General features: G+C 70.5%; 17 protein-coding genes and 2 tRNA genes. 14 read left to right on the forward strand and 5 right to left on the reverse strand.

All coding sequences use genetic code 11. The annotated features are described in order from the left end of the window. The first annotated feature begins 194 nt into the window (after positions 1–194). Entirely contained in the window at positions 195–689 is a 495-nt protein-coding gene (locus tag IEZ04_RS13200) for a ribose-5-phosphate isomerase (RefSeq protein ID WP_189216980.1), read from the forward strand. A 424-nt stretch (positions 690–1,113) separates the two neighbouring features. Then, entirely contained in the window at positions 1,114–1,932 is an 819-nt protein-coding gene (locus IEZ04_RS13205) for an Fpg/Nei family DNA glycosylase (protein WP_189216981.1), read from the forward strand. 11 nt (positions 1,933–1,943) lie between these two features. On the opposite strand, the gene IEZ04_RS13210 is transcribed toward IEZ04_RS13205, so the two are convergent. Next, complete coding sequence (locus IEZ04_RS13210) at positions 1,944–3,173, reverse strand: GNAT family N-acetyltransferase (protein WP_189216982.1); 1,230 nt, start codon at positions 3,171–3,173, stop codon at positions 1,944–1,946. Positions 3,174–3,355: 182 nt separating this feature from the next. On the opposite strand from IEZ04_RS13210, the gene IEZ04_RS13215 reads away from it, so the two are divergent. Beyond that, complete coding sequence (locus tag IEZ04_RS13215) at positions 3,356–4,525, forward strand: PP2C family protein-serine/threonine phosphatase (protein WP_189216983.1); 1,170 nt, start codon at positions 3,356–3,358, stop codon at positions 4,523–4,525. 163 nt (positions 4,526–4,688) lie between these two features. On the opposite strand, the gene IEZ04_RS13220 is transcribed toward IEZ04_RS13215, so the two are convergent. Then, positions 4,689–5,867, reverse strand: coding sequence for a cation:proton antiporter (locus tag IEZ04_RS13220; RefSeq protein ID WP_189216984.1), 1,179 nt, complete (start codon positions 5,865–5,867; stop codon positions 4,689–4,691). Positions 5,868–6,089: 222 nt separating this feature from the next. Here IEZ04_RS13220 and IEZ04_RS13225 point away from each other — a divergent pair, with 222 nt between their 5' ends. Further along, positions 6,090–6,557 (forward strand): HD domain-containing protein, encoded by a 468-nt coding sequence (locus IEZ04_RS13225; RefSeq protein ID WP_189216985.1) that lies wholly within the window; start codon positions 6,090–6,092, stop codon positions 6,555–6,557. A gap of 117 nt (positions 6,558–6,674) precedes the next feature. Here the strand turns inward: IEZ04_RS13225 and IEZ04_RS13230 are convergent, their stop codons facing one another. After that, positions 6,675–7,829, reverse strand: coding sequence for an acyltransferase family protein (locus IEZ04_RS13230; RefSeq protein ID WP_189216986.1), 1,155 nt, complete (start codon positions 7,827–7,829; stop codon positions 6,675–6,677). Between the two features lie 612 nt (positions 7,830–8,441). Here IEZ04_RS13230 and IEZ04_RS13235 point away from each other — a divergent pair. The 3 genes from IEZ04_RS13235 (at position 8,442) to IEZ04_RS13245 (ending at position 9,769) form a co-directional block, all read left to right on the forward strand. Then, a complete protein-coding gene (locus tag IEZ04_RS13235) occupies positions 8,442–8,636 on the forward strand; it encodes a hypothetical protein (protein ID WP_189216987.1) in 195 nt (64 codons plus the stop codon). 472 nt (positions 8,637–9,108) lie between these two features. Continuing rightward, positions 9,109–9,369, forward strand: a complete 261-nt coding sequence (locus tag IEZ04_RS13240; protein WP_189216988.1) for a hypothetical protein — start codon at positions 9,109–9,111, stop codon at positions 9,367–9,369. A gap of 148 nt (positions 9,370–9,517) precedes the next feature. Continuing rightward, a complete protein-coding gene (locus tag IEZ04_RS13245; RefSeq protein ID WP_308429800.1) occupies positions 9,518–9,769 on the forward strand; it encodes a site-specific integrase in 252 nt (83 codons plus the stop codon). 66 nt (positions 9,770–9,835) lie between these two features. On the opposite strand, the gene IEZ04_RS13250 is transcribed toward IEZ04_RS13245, so the two are convergent. Further along, positions 9,836–9,909, reverse strand: a tRNA-Gly gene (locus IEZ04_RS13250). A 193-nt stretch (positions 9,910–10,102) separates the two neighbouring features. On the opposite strand from IEZ04_RS13250, the gene IEZ04_RS13255 reads away from it, so the two are divergent. The 5 genes from IEZ04_RS13255 (at position 10,103) to clpX (ending at position 15,774) form a co-directional block, all read left to right on the forward strand. Continuing rightward, positions 10,103–10,179 (forward strand) — tRNA-Pro (locus IEZ04_RS13255). A gap of 221 nt (positions 10,180–10,400) precedes the next feature. Further along, on the forward strand, positions 10,401–11,825 hold the full coding sequence (gene tig, locus IEZ04_RS13260) for a trigger factor (protein ID WP_189216989.1): 1,425 nt from the start codon (positions 10,401–10,403) through the stop codon (positions 11,823–11,825). A gap of 919 nt (positions 11,826–12,744) precedes the next feature. After that, positions 12,745–13,365: an ATP-dependent Clp protease proteolytic subunit gene (locus IEZ04_RS13265; protein ID WP_037767891.1), complete on the forward strand. Its 621-nt coding sequence runs from the start codon at positions 12,745–12,747 to the stop codon at positions 13,363–13,365. A 231-nt stretch (positions 13,366–13,596) separates the two neighbouring features. Continuing rightward, on the forward strand, positions 13,597–14,277 hold the full coding sequence (locus IEZ04_RS13270; RefSeq protein WP_189216990.1) for an ATP-dependent Clp protease proteolytic subunit: 681 nt from the start codon (positions 13,597–13,599) through the stop codon (positions 14,275–14,277). Positions 14,278–14,487: 210 nt separating this feature from the next. Continuing rightward, the gene (gene clpX, locus IEZ04_RS13275; protein WP_030569920.1) at positions 14,488–15,774 is read left to right on the forward strand and encodes an ATP-dependent Clp protease ATP-binding subunit ClpX; all 1,287 of its coding nucleotides are present in this window, start codon (positions 14,488–14,490) and stop codon (positions 15,772–15,774) included. A gap of 71 nt (positions 15,775–15,845) precedes the next feature. On the opposite strand, the gene IEZ04_RS13280 is transcribed toward clpX, so the two are convergent. Further along, positions 15,846–16,847 carry a hypothetical protein gene (locus IEZ04_RS13280; RefSeq protein ID WP_189216991.1) on the reverse strand — a complete coding sequence of 334 codons (1,002 nt, stop codon included), beginning with the start codon at positions 16,845–16,847 and terminating at the stop codon, positions 15,846–15,848. 138 nt (positions 16,848–16,985) lie between these two features. On the opposite strand from IEZ04_RS13280, the gene IEZ04_RS13285 reads away from it, so the two are divergent. Further along, the gene (locus tag IEZ04_RS13285) at positions 16,986–19,610 is read left to right on the forward strand and encodes a valine--tRNA ligase (RefSeq protein ID WP_189216992.1); all 2,625 of its coding nucleotides are present in this window, start codon (positions 16,986–16,988) and stop codon (positions 19,608–19,610) included. 197 nt (positions 19,611–19,807) lie between these two features. Beyond that, the gene (gene folC / locus IEZ04_RS13290) at positions 19,808–21,328 is read left to right on the forward strand and encodes a bifunctional tetrahydrofolate synthase/dihydrofolate synthase (RefSeq protein WP_189216993.1); all 1,521 of its coding nucleotides are present in this window, start codon (positions 19,808–19,810) and stop codon (positions 21,326–21,328) included. Positions 21,329–21,331 lie beyond the last annotated feature (3 nt).

A 21,331-nucleotide genomic window follows, 5' to 3' on the forward strand; every position in this document is an offset into this window, starting at 1 on the left:
GGCACGCGCGGTGCCGCGACTGGTGAACGGTCATTAACAAGCCGATCCAGTAAATCGGAGGCGAACGATTTCCTGAACCTTTGAATCAAGATCGTTACTTGAGGTTTCCATGAGGTTCTTCAGCGTTACCTGGGTATTGCGGGGGTTCGCCACCCCGGCAGGCCCCGCCCGGACGGGCGTGTCACACTCGGACCATGCGCGTCTACCTCGGCTCGGATCACGCCGGCTACGAACTGAAGAATCACCTGGTCGAGTGGCTGCGGGCGGCCGGCCACGAGCCCGTCGACTGTGGACCCCACATCTACGACGCCCAGGACGACTACCCGCCGTTCTGCCTCCGCGCCGCCGAGCGCACGGCCGCCGACCCCGACTCGCTCGGCGTCGTGATCGGCGGCTCGGGCAACGGGGAGCAGATCGCCGCCAACAAGGTCGCGGGTGTCCGCGCGACCCTCGCCTGGAGCGCGGAGACCGCGTCGCTGGGCCGTGAGCACAACAACGCGAACGTCATCGCGGTCGGTGCTCGCATGCACTCCCAGGACGAGGCGACGAAGTTCGTCGAGACCTTCCTGAGCACGCCGTTCTCGAACGACGAGCGCCACATCCGCCGCATCGAGATGCTCGCGCGCTACGAGACGACGGGCGAGCTGCCCCCGGTCCCGGCCCACCACCCGCAGCCGCCGGAGGCGTGAGGAGCCCCTCACCGCGGCACGCCCCGTAGGCCCACACGCGTGGGCCTACGGTCGTTGGCCCGCATGTGTGAGCTATAGCTGTGGACCTACGCCGTTGGCCCACAACCGTGGGCCCATGAACGTTGGCCCACAACCGTTGGCCCACAACCGTCGGTCCGCAACCGTCGGTCCGCAACCGTGGGCCCACAACCGTCGGTCCACAACCGTGGGCCCACGAACGTTGGCCCACGACCGTCGGCCCACAACCGTTGGCCCACAACCGTGGACCCACGGGCATGTGCCTGCACCGCGGACCAGCGCCGCACCAGCACCGGCACTCCCACCAGCATCAGCACCAGCACTCCCACTAACGCCAGCACTCCCACCAGCACTGGCCGCAGCACCAACACCAGCACCCAGCACCGCGCATCCACCGGAGGCCCCCGTGCCCGAAGGGCACACCATCCACCGCCTGGCCCAGGACTACCACGCGGCGTTCGGCGGCCGGACCGCCCGCGTCACCAGCCCGCAGGGCAAGTTCACGGACGCGGCGGCCCTGCTCGACGGCACGGCGCTCACCGCGGCGGAGGCCCACGGCAAGCACCTCTTCCTGCGCTTCGGCCCCGCGGACGCCGGGAACTGGGTCCACATCCACCTCGGCCTCTTCGGCAAGGTCGGCTTCGGCCCGGCACCCGCCCCGGCGCCCACCGACACGGTCCGCCTCCGGCTCGCGAACGACACGTCGTACGTGGACCTCCGCGGCCCCACCACCTGCGCGCTGATCACCGAGGACGAGAAGAACGCCGTACACGCCCGCCTCGGCCCGGACCCCCTGCGCCCGGACGCCGACCCGGAGGTGGCGTACCGGCGCATCGCGCGCAGCCGTACGACGATCGCCGCCCTGCTGATGGACCAGAAGGTCGTCGCGGGCGTCGGCAACGTCTACCGTGCCGAGGTCCTCTTCCGGCACGGCATCGACCCGTACCGCGCGGGCAGGGACATCGGCCCCCGGGAATGGGACGCCCTCTGGACCGACCTCGTGGAACTCATGCGCGAGGGCGTGCGCAACAACCGCATCGACACCGTCCGTCCCGAACACACCCCCGAGGCCATGGGGCGCCCGCCGCGCGTCGACGACCACGGCGGCGAGGTGTACGTGTACCGCAGGGCGAACCTCCCCTGCCACATCTGTGGCGGCGAGATCCGCACCGCCGGTCTCGCCGCCCGCAACCTCTTCTGGTGTCCGGCCTGCCAGCAGGCCTAGCGGGCGGCGGCCTAGAACCCGTGCGGCAGCCAGGGCGCCACGGCGGACCCGAAGGCGACCGACGCCTCCGCCAGCGCCCCCTGCCGCAGCTCCCGCACCCGCCCGGCCGCCGCCAGCGACGTCAGGCTCACCCCGCCCAGGTAGGCCGCCCCCAGCTCCCGTACCGACAGGGAGAGGTCGGCGGCCTCGTCGGTGCGCTTGCAGCTCGCGCCCTTCGCGTCACCCGTGAGCCGCCAACGTCCGGCGTTCCAGGTGCAGAACGCGTCGTCGACCTCGAACACCACGTCGAGCGGCGTCTGGTACGTCCGCGCCTCCAGCGCCGCGCCCACGTCCACCAGCCGGACGTACAGCGCGTCCTTGATCTGTACGGAGCACCGGCGGATGTCGGAGACCAGGTGCAGCCACGGTTCGTCGACGGGCCGCGCGGGCGCGACCACCGTCGACGTCAGGTCGATGCCGAAGAGGAACCGCCACAGCGCCGCGTGCGCGGCGGGGTCCAGCGCCTCCAGGGCACTGACGTGCACGGCGCCCCTCGGGCCCGACCTGTCCCACTCCGGCTTGATCCGGAAGCGGACGTACCCCACGACGTCCGCGCCCCGCTCGGCCAGCACGCACTGCAGGGGCGACTGCCCGTCCCGGTCGTTCCCCGGGTCCAGCACCCCGAGCCGCTCCCAGCCGGGCCGCCGCGCCAGCATCCCCGGCCGCTCGGGCACCCGGCGCGCGTACAGGGCCTCGCACACGTCGAGCGCGTCGGCGGGCGCCGCGTAACGAAGCCGTACGTCGTCGGTGCCGGGCGGCACGGACAGCCGTACCCGGGTGGTGTCCACCTCGGCGTTGAGCTGGTGGGTGGCGGTGCCGTAGCCGAACCGGCCGTATATCTCCGGCTCGGAGGCGGTCAGTACGGCGAGCGGCTCACCCCAGGAGCGGACGTCGTCCAGCTGCCGCCGCATCATGGTCCGCAGCAGCCCGCGCCGCCGGTGCGTGGCGGCGACGCTCACCATGGTGACGCCCGCGGCGGGCACCGAGGCACCGCCGGGCACGGTGACCCTGAAGGTGAACGCGCCAGCCGTCCCCACGCAGGTGTCGCCGTCCCAGACGCCGATCGACCGGTCGTGCTCCGTGAGCGCCTCCCACAGCTCGCGCTCCTTGGAGGACTCCAGCGCGCCGCCGAAGGCCCGGTTGAGCGTGCCGTACCAAGTTTCCCAGTCGGGCTTCCGCAGCACGCGCACGTCAGTCTTCATGAGGCCATGCCTACCAGGGCGGTCCCGGGGCGGGCGAGCCATTTTCGCCCCGGGGCCGCGGCCGTCCGCCCGCCGCCGGCGCCCGGATCCGTGTGAGATTCGTCGTGAGCGGGCCCTCGGAAGGAGGACAAGTGGGACCTCCCGTGCACAGGACCAGGTCCGCTGGATAAGGTCCCCAATCAATGGCAGAAGGACGAGAGCGGCGCGCGGCGGCCGACACGCTCACGGCCCGGTTGAAGAAGAAGGTCCACCGGGCCCGCACCGCCCTGCGCAAATCCGCCGTGGACTACTTCCGCGGCGACGGCTCGGACTGGATCGCGCTGGCCGGTCTGATGCTGACGATCCCCGTCATCGCCTCCTGCACGATGATCAACTCGGTGTGGGTGTCCCCGGCCGCGCTCGTGCTGCCGATCGTCGCGGGCGGCCTGCTGCTGCGCCCCGCCAGCCTGCTCGCGCTCTACGCGGCCGCCGCGACCGCGCTCATAGTCGAGTCCGTGCAGCTCGGTCCCTACACGGAGGGCCCCTCCCGGGTGACGCCCGGCACCGTCCTCGTCGTCGCGGCCTGCGGCTTCTTCGGCCTGCTGATCGCCCAGTTCCGCAGCCGGGTGGGCGTGCCCTGGCGACGGGGCGGCACCATGCTGTTCGACCTCCGGGAACGGATCCGGGTACAGAGCAAGCTGCCGCAGCTGCCGACGGGCTGGCACCGCGAGATGGCGCTGCGGCCGGCCGGCGGCCAGTCCTTCTCGGGCGACTTCGTGGTCGCGGCCCGCACCAACGGGGGCCGCACCCTGGAGGTCGTCCTGACCGACGTCTCCGGCAAGGGCATGGACGCGGGATCGCGGGCCCTGCTGCTGTCCGGGGCGTTCGGCGGACTGCTGGGATCGCTGCCGCCCCACGACTTCCTGCCCGCCGCCAACGGCTACCTGCTGCGCCAGGACTGGGACGAGGGCTTCGCGACCTCGATCCACCTCGTGCTCGACCTGGACTCCGGCGACTACGAACTCTTCTCCGCGGGCCACCCGCCGGGCCTCCAGCTCAGCGCCGGCAACGGGCGCTGGGAGGAGAAGACGGCCGAGGGCCCGCTGCTCGGCGTGTACGACGGGGCCCAGTTCGACCCGGTCAAGGGCTCGCTGCGCCCCGGTGACGTGCTGATGCTGTTCACGGACGGCCTGGTGGAGACGTCCGACCGGGACATCGTGGAGGGCATCGACCGGCTGACGGGCGAGGCCGACCGCTATGTCGCCGGCGGCTTCCGGGGCGCGGCCTGGCACCTCATCGAGGCGGTCGCCAAGGACGTCAACGACGACCGGGCACTGCTCCTGATCTGCCGCGAGGGTCCCACGGCACGGTGAGACCGGCGGGCACGCCAGGGCGCCGGGAGAGACGACGACGCCGTACGGGCGGGGCGCGGCGGGCACCCCGCCCGTACGGCGTCGGGCGGTACGGGCGGTAAGACGGCTCCTCCGGTGGGGTCCCGACGGCCCGGGTCGCGGCCGGGCCTCCCGGTGGCGGGCGTCACCCCACCAGTTCCGGATCGCGGGTCCTCGTCTTCTTCTCCCGGAAGTCCGGCAGGACGCGGGCCAGCCAGGGAGAGCGGACCGCGACCAGCGGGCCGAGCACGGCCAGCAGCAGGACGTACCCGGCGATGAAGGGCGAGAGCCGCTCGTCCAGCGCCGCCCCCGCGGCCATCGTGGCCAGGATCAGCGCGAACTCGCCGCGCGCCAGCAGGGTCGTCGAGATGTTCGCGGCCGGCTGCGGACCGAAGGAGTACATGCGGGCCGCGGCGATCCCGGCCAGCACGTTCATCGTCAGGGTCAGCGCGACGGCGGCCAGCACCGGCCAGACCACCAGCGGCAGGTCACCGGGGTCGATGGACAGTCCGAAGGCGAAGAAGAAGATCGCTCCGAAGGCGTCCCGCAGCGGGTGCACCAGCTTGCGTATGCGCTCGCCGGAGGCCGTGCTGCCCAGCATCAGGCCCACCATGAACGCGCCGATCGCGTCCGCCACCCCGAACCACTCCGACACCCCGGCGACGAACACCGCGGCACCGAGGAAGGAGATGACGAGCAGCTCGTCGTCCCGGGTGGCGAACAGCCGGCTCACGATCCGCGTGCCGAACCGCGCCGCCAGCGCCAGGAGCAGCAGGAAGCCGAACGCCTTGCCCGCGTCCAGCGCGGCGGCGGACAGCGAGTCGGCCCCGGACAGGATGGGCTGCAGCGCCGCCAGGTACAGGGCGAGGAAGATGTCCTCCACCACGATGATCCCGAGGATCGGCCGGGTCTCGGGGTTGCCCAGCCGGCCCGTGTCCACGAGCACCTTGGTCACGATCGCGGACGACGAGATGCCGAGCACACCGGCGAGCACCAGGGCTTCGGACGTGCCCCAGCCGAGTGCGAAGCCGAAGCCCAGACCGGCGCCCACGTTCAGCGCGAGATACGTGCCTCCGGCCATCGCCATCCGGCGCCCGCCCGCCTTGAGGTCGTCGAGGTGGAACTCGAGACCCAGGTAGAAGAGCAGCAGCACCAGACCGAGCGCGGAGAGCATCTCCAGGTCGTGCGGGTCGGACAGGAGCACGACGCCGGGCGTGTGCGGGCCGAGCAGGATGCCGCCCAGGATGAACAGGGGGATGGTGGGCAGGCCGATGCGGTTGCCGAGCCGTGCGAGGACGGCGGCGGCGAGGAACGCCCCGCCCATGGCTATGAGGGTGTCTGCGTGTCCGATGGGCCCTACCTCCAGTTCGGCATGTGCGACGAGCGCACGGGGTACATGTATGTGCAAGTACGTGGTGTCAGTGGTGTCAGTGGTGCCGCTGAGACGCGGGGTATGGATGGTGCAAAGGAAGCGTCAAGAAAGCGTCAATAGTTACTTTACCAAAGTATTGCGGACGCGGGCAGCGCGCTTGTGGACACTGGAGCCGTGACCCCTTTGACGCTCGCCGAGATCGAGACCATCGCCCGCGCGGCCCACGCGACACAGAAGGACAAGGCGGGGCGCCCCTACGCGGAGCACCTCCGGGCCGTCGCCGAGGGCGTACGCGTCCGGGGCGGCGACGAGGAGCAGATCGCGGCGGCCTGGCTGCACGACGCGGTCGAGGACGACGCGCTGTCGGAGGAGTGGCTGCGCGAGGCCGCCCTCACGGAGCGTACGAAGCGGATCGTCCGGGCCCTGACCAAGCGGGCGGGCGAGCCCCCGGAGGCGTACGCCGCGCGCATCCTCGCCACTCCGGGCGCCCGCCTCGTCAAGCAGTCCGACCTGGCGCACAACGCGGACCCGTCCCGGCTGGCACTCCTCGACGAGGCGACCCGCGACCGCCTGGAACGGAAGTACGCGCACATGCGCGGTCTCCTCGGCCTCGGCGCGACGGCGGAGGAAGGCATCCCGTAGGAGCGCGGGGAACCGCGCGACCAGCCACGGCGAACCCGCAGGTGAAGCGGGTGCGGCAAAGAGCCGGGCGGAGGAAGGATCCGCCGCCCGGCCGTGGCCCGCGCCCGTGCCGACCGGTCAGCCGCCGGAGGCACCCCGCCGGAACGCCCACTCCATCCCCGGCTCCATCACGCACCGGAACGCCCGTCGCACCGGCGATGTGCACAGCGCGGTGACGACGGCCGCCGCGAGCAGCGTGACGAGGACCATGCCGAGCGGCTCACGCACCCAGGGGAAGACGTCGTACCAGTCCCAGAAGCGGGAGCCCTGGACCAGGAAGCCGTGCAGCAGGTACCCGTACAGCGTGCCCGCGCCCAGCGCCGTGAACCACGTCCTGCGGCCCGGCACCCAGGCGAAGAAGCAGGCCGTCAGCACCATCGAGCAGCCGAAGAGCGCGAGCGTCATGACGATGCCGGCCCACCACGGGGCGCCCAGTTCCTGCGCGCTGTCGCGGTGGTAGAACCAGGCCGAGTTCATGCGCGGCCCCGCCCAGTACGCCACCGCCAGGGCGGCCGCGAGGACCGGCACCGACAGCACGCGCACCTCGCGGCGCCGCATCAGCCGGAAGTGCTCGGGCTTCATGAGCAGGCCGATGACGAAGAACGGCAGGAACTGCAGTATGCGCTGGAGGTCCAGGTCGTCGCCGATGTCCGGGGAGACGGAGGCGAGGACGGCGATGCCCAGCGCGAGCGGGAGGGGCCACCGCACCACCTTCCACAGCGGGGTGGTCAGCCGCCACGCGAACAGCGCGACCAGGAACCAGGTGAGGTACCAGGGGTCGAGCAGGCTGATCGGATGCGCCGGGTCGCCGTCGCCCCAGCGCTTGAAGAGGGAGTACGCGACCTCGAACACCACGTACGGCACGGCGACACCGGTGACCAGGCGCCGCAGCCGGTCCGGGCGCATGTCGAAACCGCGCGAGAAGTAGCCGGAGATGATGACGAACGCCGGCATGTGGAAGGTGTAGACGACCATGTAGAGCGTCTCGGCGGCGCGGCTGTCGCCGGTGAGCGGCTGCCAGACGTGGCCCATCGCGACGAGCACGATGGCCAGGTACTTGGCGTTGTCGAAGAACGCGTCGCGCCGTCCGCCCGTTCCGGCCGCGGGCGCGGCGGCGCCGGCGGCCTGCCGCGGGGGCTCGGACGAGCGGGGGGCGGGCAGTCCGTCCGCCGGCGGTCCGGCCGGCGGGAGCGGCGCCCTGGAGCGGCCGTGCGGTCGCAGCGGATTCGTCACGGACCTTCCTCCCGCCAGATGCTCGGCGGGTCGGTCCGCGCGCTCGCCGCGCGTGCGGGGGGCGGGGCAGCGGTGAACATCTGAGGCACCCTAGCGTCGTCCGCGGGAATCCGTAAAACATGCGCAGTGAATGGGGTATTAGTGCGACGCGAGTACCCGTATTCGAGGAAGCGGTCATCCCGCAGGGCTTCACCGTTCGTACTCGTATGCCCGAGGAAATGTACCCCTTCTGTCCCTGTTCATCCTGTAATCAAAAGGGCATAACGGTCGCAAGTGGCGCTGGAGATATGTCCGCTGTGTCGGTTTTTGCCAACCCGTTTCAGGTCACTCTCAGCTGCTCCCGATGCGTCTGTGGCGGTAATTCGAATTACCTGCGAACGCCTTGTGCGTGCCCGGCTGTGATCACGGCGAATTCCGTTCCGGACGGCCGGTCGAATTGCTGTGCGAGGGGCTGGTGTCCCAGATGTGGACGCGCGGGTCCCGGGTGTGGGATGGCCGACGTTGCGTCACGGCCCGCATATGCGGGCCGTCTTGGTGGCACGATGGTTCTGGCGGGGGTGCGCGGGGTCGGCACCCCCGGGCCGGGAGGACCGACCGAGGGTGTGATGAGTTGTGGCCATTTCGCTGTCAGTGGTGCTGCTGTTGGCGATCATCCTGATTATTTTCCTGCGGCAGGGGTCGCTCAAGGCGGGACCGGCGATCGTCGCCATCCTCTTCGGCTTCTTCCTGGCCTCGACCGGCATGGCCGACGACATACAGCGGTTCCTCAACTCCATAGCCGAGACCATCAACTCGATCCAGTTCTAGCCGCGGTCACGGCCGCGACCGCCCTGCCGGGGCAGTCGCGCACGCGCCGCGGACGCCGGCCCGGCCCCTGCCGGCCCCGCGGTACGGACATGTGTGCCCCTGCCGGGCCGCGGCCTGCCCGTGACCACGCCGTCGCTGCCGATGGAAGAGCGGCTGCAGAGGAGGGACCGGCTGCAGAGGAGGACCGGGGGCCGGGTGGAAAGACTCTCCACCCGGCCCCGAGCCGTACAGGGCGGGTGGCGGGAATCGAACCCGCGTAGCCGGTCCGGCAGATCGCGTATCCGCATCCGGTCTCACCTGGCGGGACGCCGGCCTGCACGTTCCTGCTGCGCTTGCCGACGTTGCCCTCGATTCCCGCCGGTCGCTGTGCGATCGGGCATGCAGGGGGCACGTGTGGCTCTCCTCGGCCCTGTCGGCCCGGCAGTGTCCTTCCTGGTGGTCGTCATGACACCTGCCACGGTGGGTGTGCATCATGAAGCGCATGCATCCTCGGTTAAGCCGCCTCGTTGGCATTGCGCTGTTCCTGCTCGGTGTCGCCGTCGTCCTCTGGAGGGTCTTCGGTAGCCCTCGGGACTGGGAGGGCGATATGAGATGGCTTCGTACCGGCCTCATGCTGGGAGCTCTGGTGACGGTCTGCCTCAGCGCACGACTGATCTTCCCCGGCACCGAGGGTGACGCGCCGGATGAGGCGTCCGAGGAGGCTGACGGAGCAGTTCCGGGCGAGAGGGCATGAGCCGGTCCGTTGCTCACCGCCCTCACCCGCCGCTCACCCCAGCTCCCATCCCGTCCGCCGTCGACCCACACGCCGTGGAGCGGGCGCGGTTCAGGCGTCCAGGTGGAGCGCGCCACTGTACGAACGACTGTGGCGCAAAGTCTGCGACGTGGCCGGAATCAAGGGCCCGCACTTCCATGATCTCCGCCACACGGGCAACACCCTTGCCGCGTCCACCGGAGCCGGCACCCGGGAGGTGATGGCGCGCGTGGGTCACAGCGCCGCCCGTGCGGCACTGGTCCACCAGCACGCCAGTGCCGACCGGGACCGGCTGATCGCCGACGCGCTGAGCGGCCTGGTCGACCGGGGCCGGAAGGTACGCGATCACCCGGAGGGGCACGCGGAGGACGCGGAGGGCTGAACACGCCCCCGGGAAACGATCAGGGCCAGGCAGAGGATCGATCCTCTGACCTGGCCCTGATGTGTATGGAGCGGGCGACGGGAATCGAACCCGCGTAGCTAGTTTGGAAGACTAGGGCTCTACCATTGAGCTACGCCCGCACGCGTGGCGCCGCGCCCCGCCGGTGATCGGCGAACGCGGCACTGGAGGCATCGTAGCGGGTCGTGCGCCCTCGTCGCACACCCCGTTCCCGGTCGGGCCGAGCCGTTCCCGCCTCGGGCCGAGGCCGGAGCGACGCTCGCGAAATGCCGCGACCCCACTGCCTGCGGGCATGTACCCTACGTGTCGCACCGACGGGGTGTGGCGCAGCTTGGCAGCGCGTCCGCTTTGGGAGCGGAAGGCCGTGGGTTCAAATCCCGCCACCCCGACCACCGGCCGGAACGGACCGAGGCGGTTCCGCCACGGCCCCGGACCCTCAAGATCTCCTTTTGGGGCGTGTAGTGCCTCCGGTTACTATGCAAGCTGCGCGCCCGTGTGTCTGCACTGTCAGGTCTCTCAGGGGCCCGCGACATCCGCTGAGGCCCTGCCCGGTCGCCCGACCGGCAACGGCGCGCAGCAGAACCCCAAGAAGTCAGCCACAAGGAGACCTACCGTGAAGAGCGCCGTCGAGACCCTGAACCCGACCCGGGTTCGGCTCACTGTTGAGGTGCCCTTCGAGGAGCTCAAGGACAGCCTCGACGCGGCGTACAAGAAGATCAACCAGCAGGTCACGGTGAAGGGCTTCCGCAAGGGCAAGATCCCGGCCCGCGTCATCGACCAGCGGTTCGGCCGCGGTGCGGTCCTGGAGGAGGCGGTCAACGACGCGCTTCCGAAGCTCTACACCGAGGCGGTCAACGAGGCCGAGATCGACGTCCTGGGCCAGCCCGAGGTCGACATCAAGGAGCTGAAGGACAACGAGCTGCTGTCCTTCACCGCCGAGGTCGACGTCCGCCCGTCCATCGAGATCCCGGACTACTCCGGCATCGAGGTCGAGGTCGACGCCGTCGAGGTGACCGACGCGGACGTCGAGGAGGCGGTGGAGCAGCTGCGCGAGCGCTTCGCCTCCACCAGCCCGGTCGAGCGCGCCGCCGAGGAGGGCGACGTCGTCACGATCGACCTGGAGGCCAAGGTCGAGGGCGAGGTGCTGGAGGACGGCATCGCGAACGGCGTCTCCTACACGATCGGCTCCGGTGAGCTGCTGGACGGCATCGACGACGCCGTGAAGGGCCTGGAGGCCGGCGGCGAGGGCACCTTCACCTCCGAGCTCAAGGGCGGCTCGGCGGCGGGCAAGGAGGCCGAGGTCACCGTCAAGGTCACCCAGGTCGCCGCCCGTGAGCTGCCGGAGCTGGACGACGACTTCGCCCAGCTCGCCTCCGAGTTCGACACCCTCGAGGAGCTGAAGGCGGACAGCCGTAAGCGCCTGGAGAACACCAAGCAGTACGACCAGGCCACGCAGGCCCAGGAGCGCGTCCTGGACAAGCTGCTGGAGCTCGTCGAGGTGCCCGTCCCCGAGAAGCTGCTCGAGGACGAGATCAACACCCGCAAGCACAACCTGGAGCACCACCAGCTCGGCCAGATGGGCCTGACCCTCGACAAGTACCTGGAGATCCAGGGCAAGACCGCCGAGGAGTTCGAGACCGAGACCCGTGAGGCCGCGGTCAAGGGCATCAAGACCCAGTTCGTGCTCGACGAGCTCGTCAAGCGCGAGAAGCTGAACGTCAACCAGGAGGAGCTCACCGAGCACCTCATGCGGCGTGCCGCCTCCTCCGGCATGTCCCCCGACCAGTTCGCCCAGGCCGTCGTCGAGGGCGGCCAGGTGCCGCTGCTCGTCGGTGAGGTCGCCCGGGGCAAGGCCCTCGCGGTGGTCGTCGAGGCCGTCACGGTCAAGGACACCAACGGCGAGGTCGTCGACCTGAGCGACGAGGACGAGGCCGAGGACGGCGCCGAGACCGCCGAGGCGACGGAGGCCGCCGAGGCCGAGGCTCCGGCCGAGGAGAAGGCCGCCGAGGACAAGGCCGCGGAGAAGACCGAGGGCTGATCCTCGCGTCACCCCCAAGCAGTACGACGGCCCCGGGAACGGAACCCGGGGCCGTCGGGGTCTCCGGGGCCGCAGGCGTCCCCGGACCGCCGATGGTGCCGGGCCGTCCGGCCCTGCCCGGAGAAGCGCCCGCCTCTGAGAGGCGGAGGCCTTCGGGGGAGCGTGGGCCTCCGGAGAGCGCCAACCTCTGGGAAAGCGCCGAACCTCCGGGGGGAGCGCCACAAACCTCTGAGGGAGCGCCGAACCATGGGGGAGCACCGAACCTCTGGGGGAGCGCCACAAACCTCTGAGGGAGCGCCGAATTTTGGGGGAGCACCGAATCTCCGGGGGGAGCTCCTAACCTCCGGGGGGAGCGCCACAAACCTCCGAGGGAGCGCCGAACCTCCGGGGGAGCGCCGAACCTCCGGGGAGCGCCAACCTCCGGACGAGCGCCGCCCCCCGAACGGAGCAGAAGCCTCCGACGGAGCAGAAGCCTCCGACGGAGCAGAGCTCCCGACGTGACGAAGCGGGGCTCCAGGCGGAGCAGAAGCCTCCGACGGAGCAGAGCTCCCGACGTGACGGAGCAGGGCTCCAGGCGGAGCAGAAGCCGGCGCGGCAGAGGCCCCCGCCCGTGCAGCCCCCGGAGAGCATCGCCCGGGCGAGCGAGGGTGACCGCAAGTCGCCGTCCGCGCGCCGCCTCCACCGCCCCGCCCACCCCGGGCGGCCACGGTCACCGGGCCCCTCCGGACGGCGCGGCATGCGCTGACAGCGAACAGTCCGGGAAACCGGGATGGCACCCGCCTGCCTGCGCGTTAGGGTCCTTGGATACGAGGGCAGGGGAGTCTCCGAAGCCGCCCGGCAGCGGGTGCGCCCAGGGTCCCAGGCCCCAGCAGAACACGTGAGACGGCCCGGCGCCGTCGTAAGACGAGCAGGTGGATACGTGACGAATCTGATGCCCTCCGCCGCCGGCGAGCCCTCCATCGGTGGTGGCCTCGGCGACCAGGTCTACAACCGGCTGCTCGGCGAGCGGATCATCTTCCTCGGCCAGCCGGTGGACGACGACATCGCCAACAAGATCACCGCGCAGCTGCTGCTCCTTGCCGCCGACCCGGACAAGGACATCAACCTCTACATCAACAGCCCCGGCGGCTCGATCACGGCCGGTATGGCGATCTACGACACCATGCAGTTCATCAAGAACGACGTGGTGACCATCGCCATGGGCCTCGCCGCGTCGATGGGCCAGTTCCTGCTGAGCGCGGGTACGCCGGGCAAGCGCTTCGCGCTGCCGAACGCCGAGATCCTGATCCACCAGCCCTCCGCCGGCCTCGCCGGCTCGGCCTCCGACATCAAGATCCACGCGGAGCGGCTGCTGCACACCAAGAAGCGCATGGCCGAGCTCACGGCCCACCACACCGGCCAGACGGTCGAGCAGATCACCCGCGACTCCGACCGCGACCGGTGGTTCGACGCCTACGAGGCCAAGGAGTACGGCCTCATCGACGACGTGATCACCTCTGCCGCCAGCATGCCGGGCGGCGGCGGCACCGGGGCGGCGTAACCGGCGCACACCGGCGCGGGTCGGAGCACGGCGTGCTCCGGCGCGTGACGTTCTGCGACGGCACGGGACCGGCTCCCACGGCCGACACGGCACCGCTGGTGGTCCGGACCCGCGTACGGCCGATGCAGGACGGCGCGCGGCCGGTGCACCGCGACCGGCCCCGACTCCGCAAGCCCCCTGAAGCTCCAGCCGACCGCCTCAGCCCCTCTCAAGGCTCCCAGGAGACCCACAGTGAACGACTTCCCCGGCAGCGGCCTCTACGACCGTACGCGCGCCGAGTACACCGGCCCGCAGGCCGAGTCCCGCTACGTCATCCCGCGCTTCGTCGAGCGCACCTCCCAGGGCGTCCGCGAGTACGACCCGTACGCGAAGCTCTTCGAGGAGCGCGTGATCTTCCTCGGCGTGCAGATCGACGACGCCTCCGCCAACGACGTCATGGCACAGCTGCTGTGCCTGGAGTCGATGGACCCCGACCGTGACATCTCGGTCTACATCAACAGCCCCGGCGGTTCCTTCACCGCGCTCACGGCCATCTACGACACGATGCAGTTCGTGAAGCCGGACATCCAGACGGTCTGCATGGGCCAGGCCGCCTCCGCCGCCGCGATCCTGCTGGCCGCCGGCACGCCCGGCAAGCGCATGGCGCTGCCGAACGCGCGCGTGCTGATCCACCAGCCGTACAGTGAGACCGGCCGTGGCCAGGTCTCCGACCTGGAGATCGCCGCCAACGAGATCCTCCGCATGCGCTCGCAGCTGGAGGAGATGCTGGCCAAGCACTCCACCACGCCGATCGAGCGGATCCGCGAGGACATCGAGCGCGACAAGATCCTGACGGCCGAGGACGCGCTGTCGTACGGCCTGATCGACCAGATCATCTCCACCCGGAAGATGAACAACGAAGCCGTCCGCTGACGGAGCACGATTCCCCAGCTCACGACTGGTCGGGAGCGCGGGGGAGGTTGTATCGTCTGCCGCCCCTTGGCACGGTTTGACACGGTGCACGTCAAAGTGAACCGTGCCAAGGGGGGCCCGGACGGGGGGCCCGGCAAGGTACCGTCGGACATAAGGCAGCACCAGGAGCCGCTGGACGTAGGCGTCTCCCAGGCGAAGGGGAAGCACACCGTGGCACGCATCGGTGACGGCGGCGATCTGCTCAAGTGCTCGTTCTGCGGCAAGAGCCAGAAGCAGGTCAAGAAGCTCATCGCAGGCCCCGGTGTGTACATCTGCGACGAGTGCATCGATCTCTGCAACGAGATCATCGAGGAGGAGCTCGCCGAGACGAGCGAGGTGCGCTGGGAGGAACTGCCCAAGCCCCGCGAGATCTACGAGTTCCTCGAGGGCTACGTCGTCGGCCAGGAGGCCGCGAAGAAGGCCCTGTCGGTCGCGGTGTACAACCACTACAAGCGGGTCCAGGCCGGTGAGAACGGCGGCGCCCAAGGGCGCGACGACGCCATCGAGTTGGCGAAGTCGAACATCCTCCTGCTGGGCCCCACGGGCTCCGGCAAGACGCTGCTCGCGCAAACACTCGCGCGCATGCTGAACGTGCCCTTCGCCATCGCCGACGCGACAGCGCTGACGGAGGCGGGGTACGTCGGCGAGGACGTCGAGAACATCCTCCTCAAGCTCATCCAGGCGGCCGACTACGACGTCAAGAAGGCCGAGACCGGGATCATCTACATCGACGAGATCGACAAGGTGGCCCGGAAGAGCGAGAACCCCTCCATCACGCGTGATGTGAGCGGCGAGGGCGTGCAGCAGGCCCTGCTGAAGATCCTGGAGGGCACCACGGCCTCCGTGCCGCCGCAGGGCGGCCGCAAGCACCCGCACCAGGAGTTCATCCAGATCGACACGACGAACGTGCTGTTCATCGTGGGCGGCGCCTTCGCGGGTCTGGAGAAGATCATCGAGTCCCGGGCCGGCGCCAAGGGCATCGGTTTCGGCGCCACGATCCGCTCCAAGCGCGAGCTGGAGAACAAGGACCAGTTCGAGGACGTCATGCCCGAGGACCTGGTCAAGTTCGGCATGATCCCCGAGTTCATCGGCCGGCTGCCGGTCATCACGAGCGTCCACAACCTCGACCGCAAGGCCCTGCTGCAGATCCTGGTCGAGCCGCGCAACGCGCTGGTGAAGCAGTACCAGCGTCTGTTCGAACTCGACGGCGTGGAGCTGGACTTCGAGCGCGAGGCCCTGGAGGCCATCGCCGACCAGGCCATCCTCCGCCAGACCGGCGCCCGCGGCCTGCGCGCCATCATGGAGGAGGTCCTCCAGGCGGTGATGTACGAGGTCCCGTCCCGCAAGGACGTCGCCCGCGTGGTCATCACGGCGGACGTGGTCCTGTCGAACGTCAACCCGACCCTGATCCCGCGGGACGCGCGCGGACGGGGTTCGGGGGAGCAGAAGACGGCGTAGCTCCCGTACGCACTCACGGCGGAGGGCCCCGGTCGACCGACCGGGGCCCTCCGCCGTGTGCGGCGCGACGCTCAGGCCTTGACGCGCACTTCCTTGCGGAGCTGGGCCGCTGTCTCCGCCGTGGCGTTCAGGTCCGGGGCCTTGCCCGACATGGCGTCCGCCAGGTCGACGGTGAGGACGACCCCCATTGTGCTGTGGTCGCCCCAGATGCAGACCGGCACGCTGACCTCCGCGGGGCCGGACTGGCCACCGCCGCCCAGGCCGGTGCTCGACTTGATCTCCTGGCACTTGAGCACCGCACCGTCGAGCGCGCTCGGGGTGAAGGCCTTGGGGGCGCCGACCAGTTCCCCGGCGTCCGGCTCCTCCCCGGCGTTCTTCTCCAGCTCGGAGAACATCGCGTCGACGACCTTCTCCGGGTCCTCGATCTCGCCGTAGACGCCCATGAAATTGAGCATCTTCGCGGCGAGCGGGTTGCTCTCGTCCCCGGCCTCGTACTGGGCGCTCACGTCCTGGGGGTCGGTCACCCCGTACTTCTCGGCGTCCTTGATGTCGCTCTCGCTGAAGCCGCCGGCGGAGCCCGAGTCCGCGCCCATCTTGTACTCGCCACCGAGCACCGTCTCCGGCGTCGTCAGCTTGTGGGCCCCGTCGTCCGGAATGTTCGCACCGTCGGCGCTGCCGCCGGCGGCGCCGAAGACGACATACGCGCCCACGGCGATCATGGCCACGACGGCCACCGCGCCGATGATCAGGCCCGTCTTCTTCTTGCCGCCACCGGACGGCGGCTGCGGGACGTCGTACGGCTGCTGGCCGTAAGGCGGCTGACCGTACGGGGGCTGGCCGTACGGGCCGGGCTGCTGCGGCGGCTGGCCGTAGGGGCCGGGCTGCTGCGGGGGAACGCCCTGCGGGGGCTGCTGGGGGTACCCGTAGCCGGGCTGCGGCTGCTGCGGCGCCTGGGGCGGGTAACCGTAGCCGGGCTGGGGCGCCTGCGGCGGCTGGCCGTAGGGACCCGGCTGGCCGTACGGTCCGGGCTGCTGGGGCTGCCCGCCGTACGGGCCCGGCTGGTTGTGACTCATCTCTGGGTTCCCCCTCAGGTGCCTTATGCGTTGCTGACATCCTGACGCAGAGGCAGTGCACGGTACGCACCGGGGGCCGCACCGTTACCAACAGAAACGAGTTTCGGGACCGGTCCGTGACACCCCTAAACTGGGCCCGTGACCGAGAACCCTCAGCAGCAGCCCACAGCGCCCACCACCGAACTGCCGACCCAGTACTCGCCGGCCGACGTAGAGGGGGAGCTGTACGAGCGCTGGGTAGAGCGGGGTTACTTCGAGGCGGACGCGAAGAGCGACAAGCCGCCGTACACCGTCGTCATCCCGCCGCCGAACGTCACGGGCAGTCTGCACCTCGGGCACGCCTTCGAGCACACCATCATCGACGCCCTGACCCGCCGCAAGCGCATGCAGGGCTACGAGACGCTGTGGCAGCCCGGCATGGACCACGCCGGCATCGCCACGCAGAACGTGGTCGAGCGCGAGCTGGGCAAGGAGGGCAAGTCCCGCCACGACCTCGGCCGGGAGGCCTTCGTCGAGCGCGTCTGGCGGTGGAAGGGCGAGTCCGGCGGGCAGATCTCCGGGCAGATGCGCCGCCTCGGCGACGGCGTCGCCTGGTCGCGTGAGCGCTTCACCATGGACGAGGGCCTCTCCCAGGCAGTCCGGGCCATCTTCAAGAAGCTCTACGACGACGAGCTGATCTACCGCGCCGAGCGCATCATCAACTGGTGCCCGCGCTGCCTCACCGCGATCTCCGACATCGAGGTCAATTACCAGGACGACGACGGCGAGCTGGTCTCCATGAAGTACGGGGAGGGGGACGACACCATCGTTGTCGCCACCACCCGTGCCGAGACCATGCTCGGCGACACGGCCGTCGCCGTGCACCCCGACGACGAGCGCTACAAGCACCTCGTCGGCAAGCTCATCCGCCTGCCGCTCACCGACCGCTCCATCCCGGTCGTCGCCGATGCCCACGTCGACCCGGAGTTCGGCACGGGAGCCGTCAAGGTCACCCCGGCGCACGACCCGAACGACTTCGAGATCGGCCAGCGCCACGACCTGCCCAACATCGCCGTGATGGACGAGCACGCGGTCATCACGGTCCCCGGCCCCTTCCAGGGCCTGGACCGCCTCGAGGCCCGCTCCGCCATCGTCGCCGCGCTGCGCGCCGAGGGCCGGATCGTCGCCGAGAAGCGCCCGTACGTCCACTCGGTCGGCCACTGCTCGCGCTGCAGCACCACCATCGAGCCGCGGCTGTCCCTGCAGTGGTGGGTCAAGGTCGGTCCGCTGGCGAAGGCCGCCGGTGACGCCGTCCGCGACGGCCGGGTCAAGATCCACCCGCAGGAGATGGAGAAGCGGTACTTCGACTGGGTCGACAACCTCCACGACTGGTGCATCTCGCGCCAGCTGTGGTGGGGCCACCGCATCCCCGTCTGGTACGGGCCGAACGGCGAGGTCGTCTGCGTCGGACCCGACGACGAGGCCCCCACCGGCGAGGGCTGGCACCAGGACACCGACGTCCTCGACACCTGGTTCTCGTCCGGCCTGTGGCCGTTCTCCACGCTCGGCTGGCCCGAGCAGACCGAGAGCCTCGCGAAGTTCTACCCGAACTCCGTCCTGGTCACCGGCTACGACATCCTCTTCTTCTGGGTCGCCCGGATGATGATGTTCGGCCTGTACGCGATGGACGGCACCCCGCCGTTCCACACCATCGCCCTGCACGGCATGGTCCGCGACCAGTTCGGCAAGAAGATGTCGAAGTCCTTCGGCAACGCGGTCAACCCGCTGGACTGGATGGACAAGTACGGCAGCGACGCCCTGCGCTTCACCCTCGCCCGCGGCGCCAACCCGGGTGTCGACGTGCCGATCGGCGAGGACTGGGTCCAGGGCTCCCGCAACTTCGCCAACAAGATCTGGAACGCCACGCGCTTCGCGCTGATGAACGGCGCGACGGTCGCGGGCCCGCTGCCGGACCCGTCGGAGATGTCGGCGACCGACCGCTGGATCCTGTCCCGGCTGAACGCCACGGTCGCCGAAGTCGACGCCTTCTACGACGACTACGAGTTCGCCAAGCTGTCGGACGCCCTGTTCCACTTCGCCTGGGACGAGGTCTTCGACTGGTACGTCGAGCTGTCCAAGACGACGTTCACGGGCGGCGGCGAGGCCGCGAAGGTGTCCGGCCGGGTCCTGGGCGAGGTCCTGGACGTCACGCTGCGCCTGCTCCACCCGATCGTCCCCTTCGTGACCGAGACCCTCTGGACCACGCTCACGGGCGGCGAGTCGGTCGTCATCGCGGACTGGCCGGCCGACAGCGGCTTCCGTGACGCCGGCGCCGAGCGGGAGATCGAGACCCTCCAGCAGGTCATCACCGAGGTCCGCCGCTTCCGCGCCGACCAGGGCCTCCAGCCCGGCCAGCGCGTCCCGGCCCGCCTGACCCTGGACGGCACGGCGCTCGCGTCCCACGAGGCCGCCATCCGCCAGCTGCTGCGCCTGCAGCCGGAGGGCGAGGGCTTCACGGCGACGGCCACGCTGCCGGTCGCGGGCGCCGAGGTCGCACTGGACCTGTCCGGCACGATCGACGTCGCGGCCGAGCGCAAGCGGCTCGCCAAGGATCTGGCCGCCGCGCAGAAGGAGCGCCAGCAGGCCGAGGCCAAACTGGGTAACGAGGCGTTTCTGGCCAAGGCGCCCGACCACGTCGTGGAGAAGATCCGCACCAGGCTGGCGAAGGCCGACGAGGACATCGCTCGGATCGAGAACCAGCTGGCGAAGCTGCCGGCAGGCTGATCCCCAGTTGTCTCCGCCGTCGCGGAGGTGACCCGGACCTGGCCGCTGCTGACAAGGACGAGGTCCGGTGGTCCCCGCCGCTGCGGGGGTTGACGGTCGGCGTGGACGAGGGCCCCGGAACCGAACGGTTCCGGGGCCCTCGTCCACGCCGCGAGCCGCCTCACGCCTCTGTCGGCGACCCTCCGTAGACTGGCCCCGTGAGTGAGCTCCCCCCGGACGACAACAGCGCGCGGCCCGACCCGCTCGACGACTTCGACGAGCTGATCGAGGCCGAGACCAGCCGCGACCCCGACCTCGCGGTCATCGAGGCGGGCAGCCGCACCCTGCGCGCCCAGAGCGGGCCGCCGCAGGCCGACGTGCCCGCGCGCCCGGCCGACCCCGAGGTCGACGCGGCCCTGCGCGAGGTGGAGGCGGACCTCGCCACGCGCTGGGGCGAGACCAAGCTGGAGCCGTCGGTCGGCCGCATCGCCGCGCTGATGGACGTGCTGGGGGAGCCGCAGCGCTCGTACCCCTCGATCCACATCACCGGCACCAACGGCAAGACGTCCACCGCCCGCATGATCGAGGCGCTGCTCGGCGCGTTCGACCTGCGCACCGGCCGGTACACCTCGCCGCACGTCCAGTCGATCACCGAGCGGATCAGCCTGGACGGCGCCCCGATCGACGCCGAGCGGTTCATCGAGACGTACCGGGACATCAAGCCCTACGTCGAGATGGTGGACACCTCCCAGGAGTACCGGCTGTCCTTCTTCGAGGTCCTCACCGGCATGGCGTACGCGGCCTTCGCGGACGCGCCGGTCGACGTGGCCGTCGTCGAGGTCGGCATGGGCGGCAGCTGGGACGCGACGAACGTGATCGACGCGGACGTGGCCGTCGTGACGCCCATCGACCTGGACCACACCGACCGCCTCGGCAACACCCCGGGCGAGATCGCCGGCGAGAAGGCGGGCATCGTCAAGCAGGACGCGACCGTGATCCTGGCGCAGCAGCCGGTGGACGCGGCGCAGGTGCTGCTGAAGAAGTCGGTCGAGGTGGACGCGACGGTGGCCCGCGAGGGCCTGGAGTTCGGGGTCGTCTCCCGGCAGCTCGCCGTCGGCGGGCAGATGGTGACGCTGCGCGGCCTCGGCGGTGAGTACGAGGACGTGTTCCTGCCGCTGCACGGCGCCTACCAGGCGCACAACGCGGCGGTGGCGCTGGCGGCCGTGGAGGCGTTCTTCGGCGTCGGCTCCCAGCGGCCCCAGCCGCTCGACATCGACACCGTGCGCAAGGCGTTCGCGTCGGTGTCCTCGCCGGGCCGCCTGGAGGTCGTACGGCGTTCGCCGACCGTGGTCCTGGACGCGGCGCACAACCCCGCGGGGGCCCGTGCCACGGCGGAGGCGGTCAGCGAGGCGTTCGACTTCAGCCGGCTGATCGGGGTGGTCGGCGCGAGCGGTGACAAGAACGTACGGGGGATGCTGGAGGCGTTCGAACCGATCTTCGCCGAGGTCGTGGTCACCCAGAACTCCAGCCACCGCGCGATGGACGCCGACGAACTGGCGGCGATCGCGGTCGAGGTGTTCGGCGAGGACCGGGTCCAGGTGGAGCCGCGGCTGCCCGACGCTCTGGAGGAGGCGATCACGCTGGCCGAGGAGGAGGGCGAGTTCGCGGGTGGCGGGGTCCTCGTCACCGGTTCCGTGATCACCGTGGGCGAGGCCCGACTGCTGCTGGGAAGGGGCTGAGGT

This window comes from Streptomyces ruber (assembly GCF_014648075.1).
Classification (GTDB): Bacteria; Actinomycetota; Actinomycetes; order Streptomycetales; family Streptomycetaceae; genus Streptomyces; species Streptomyces ruber.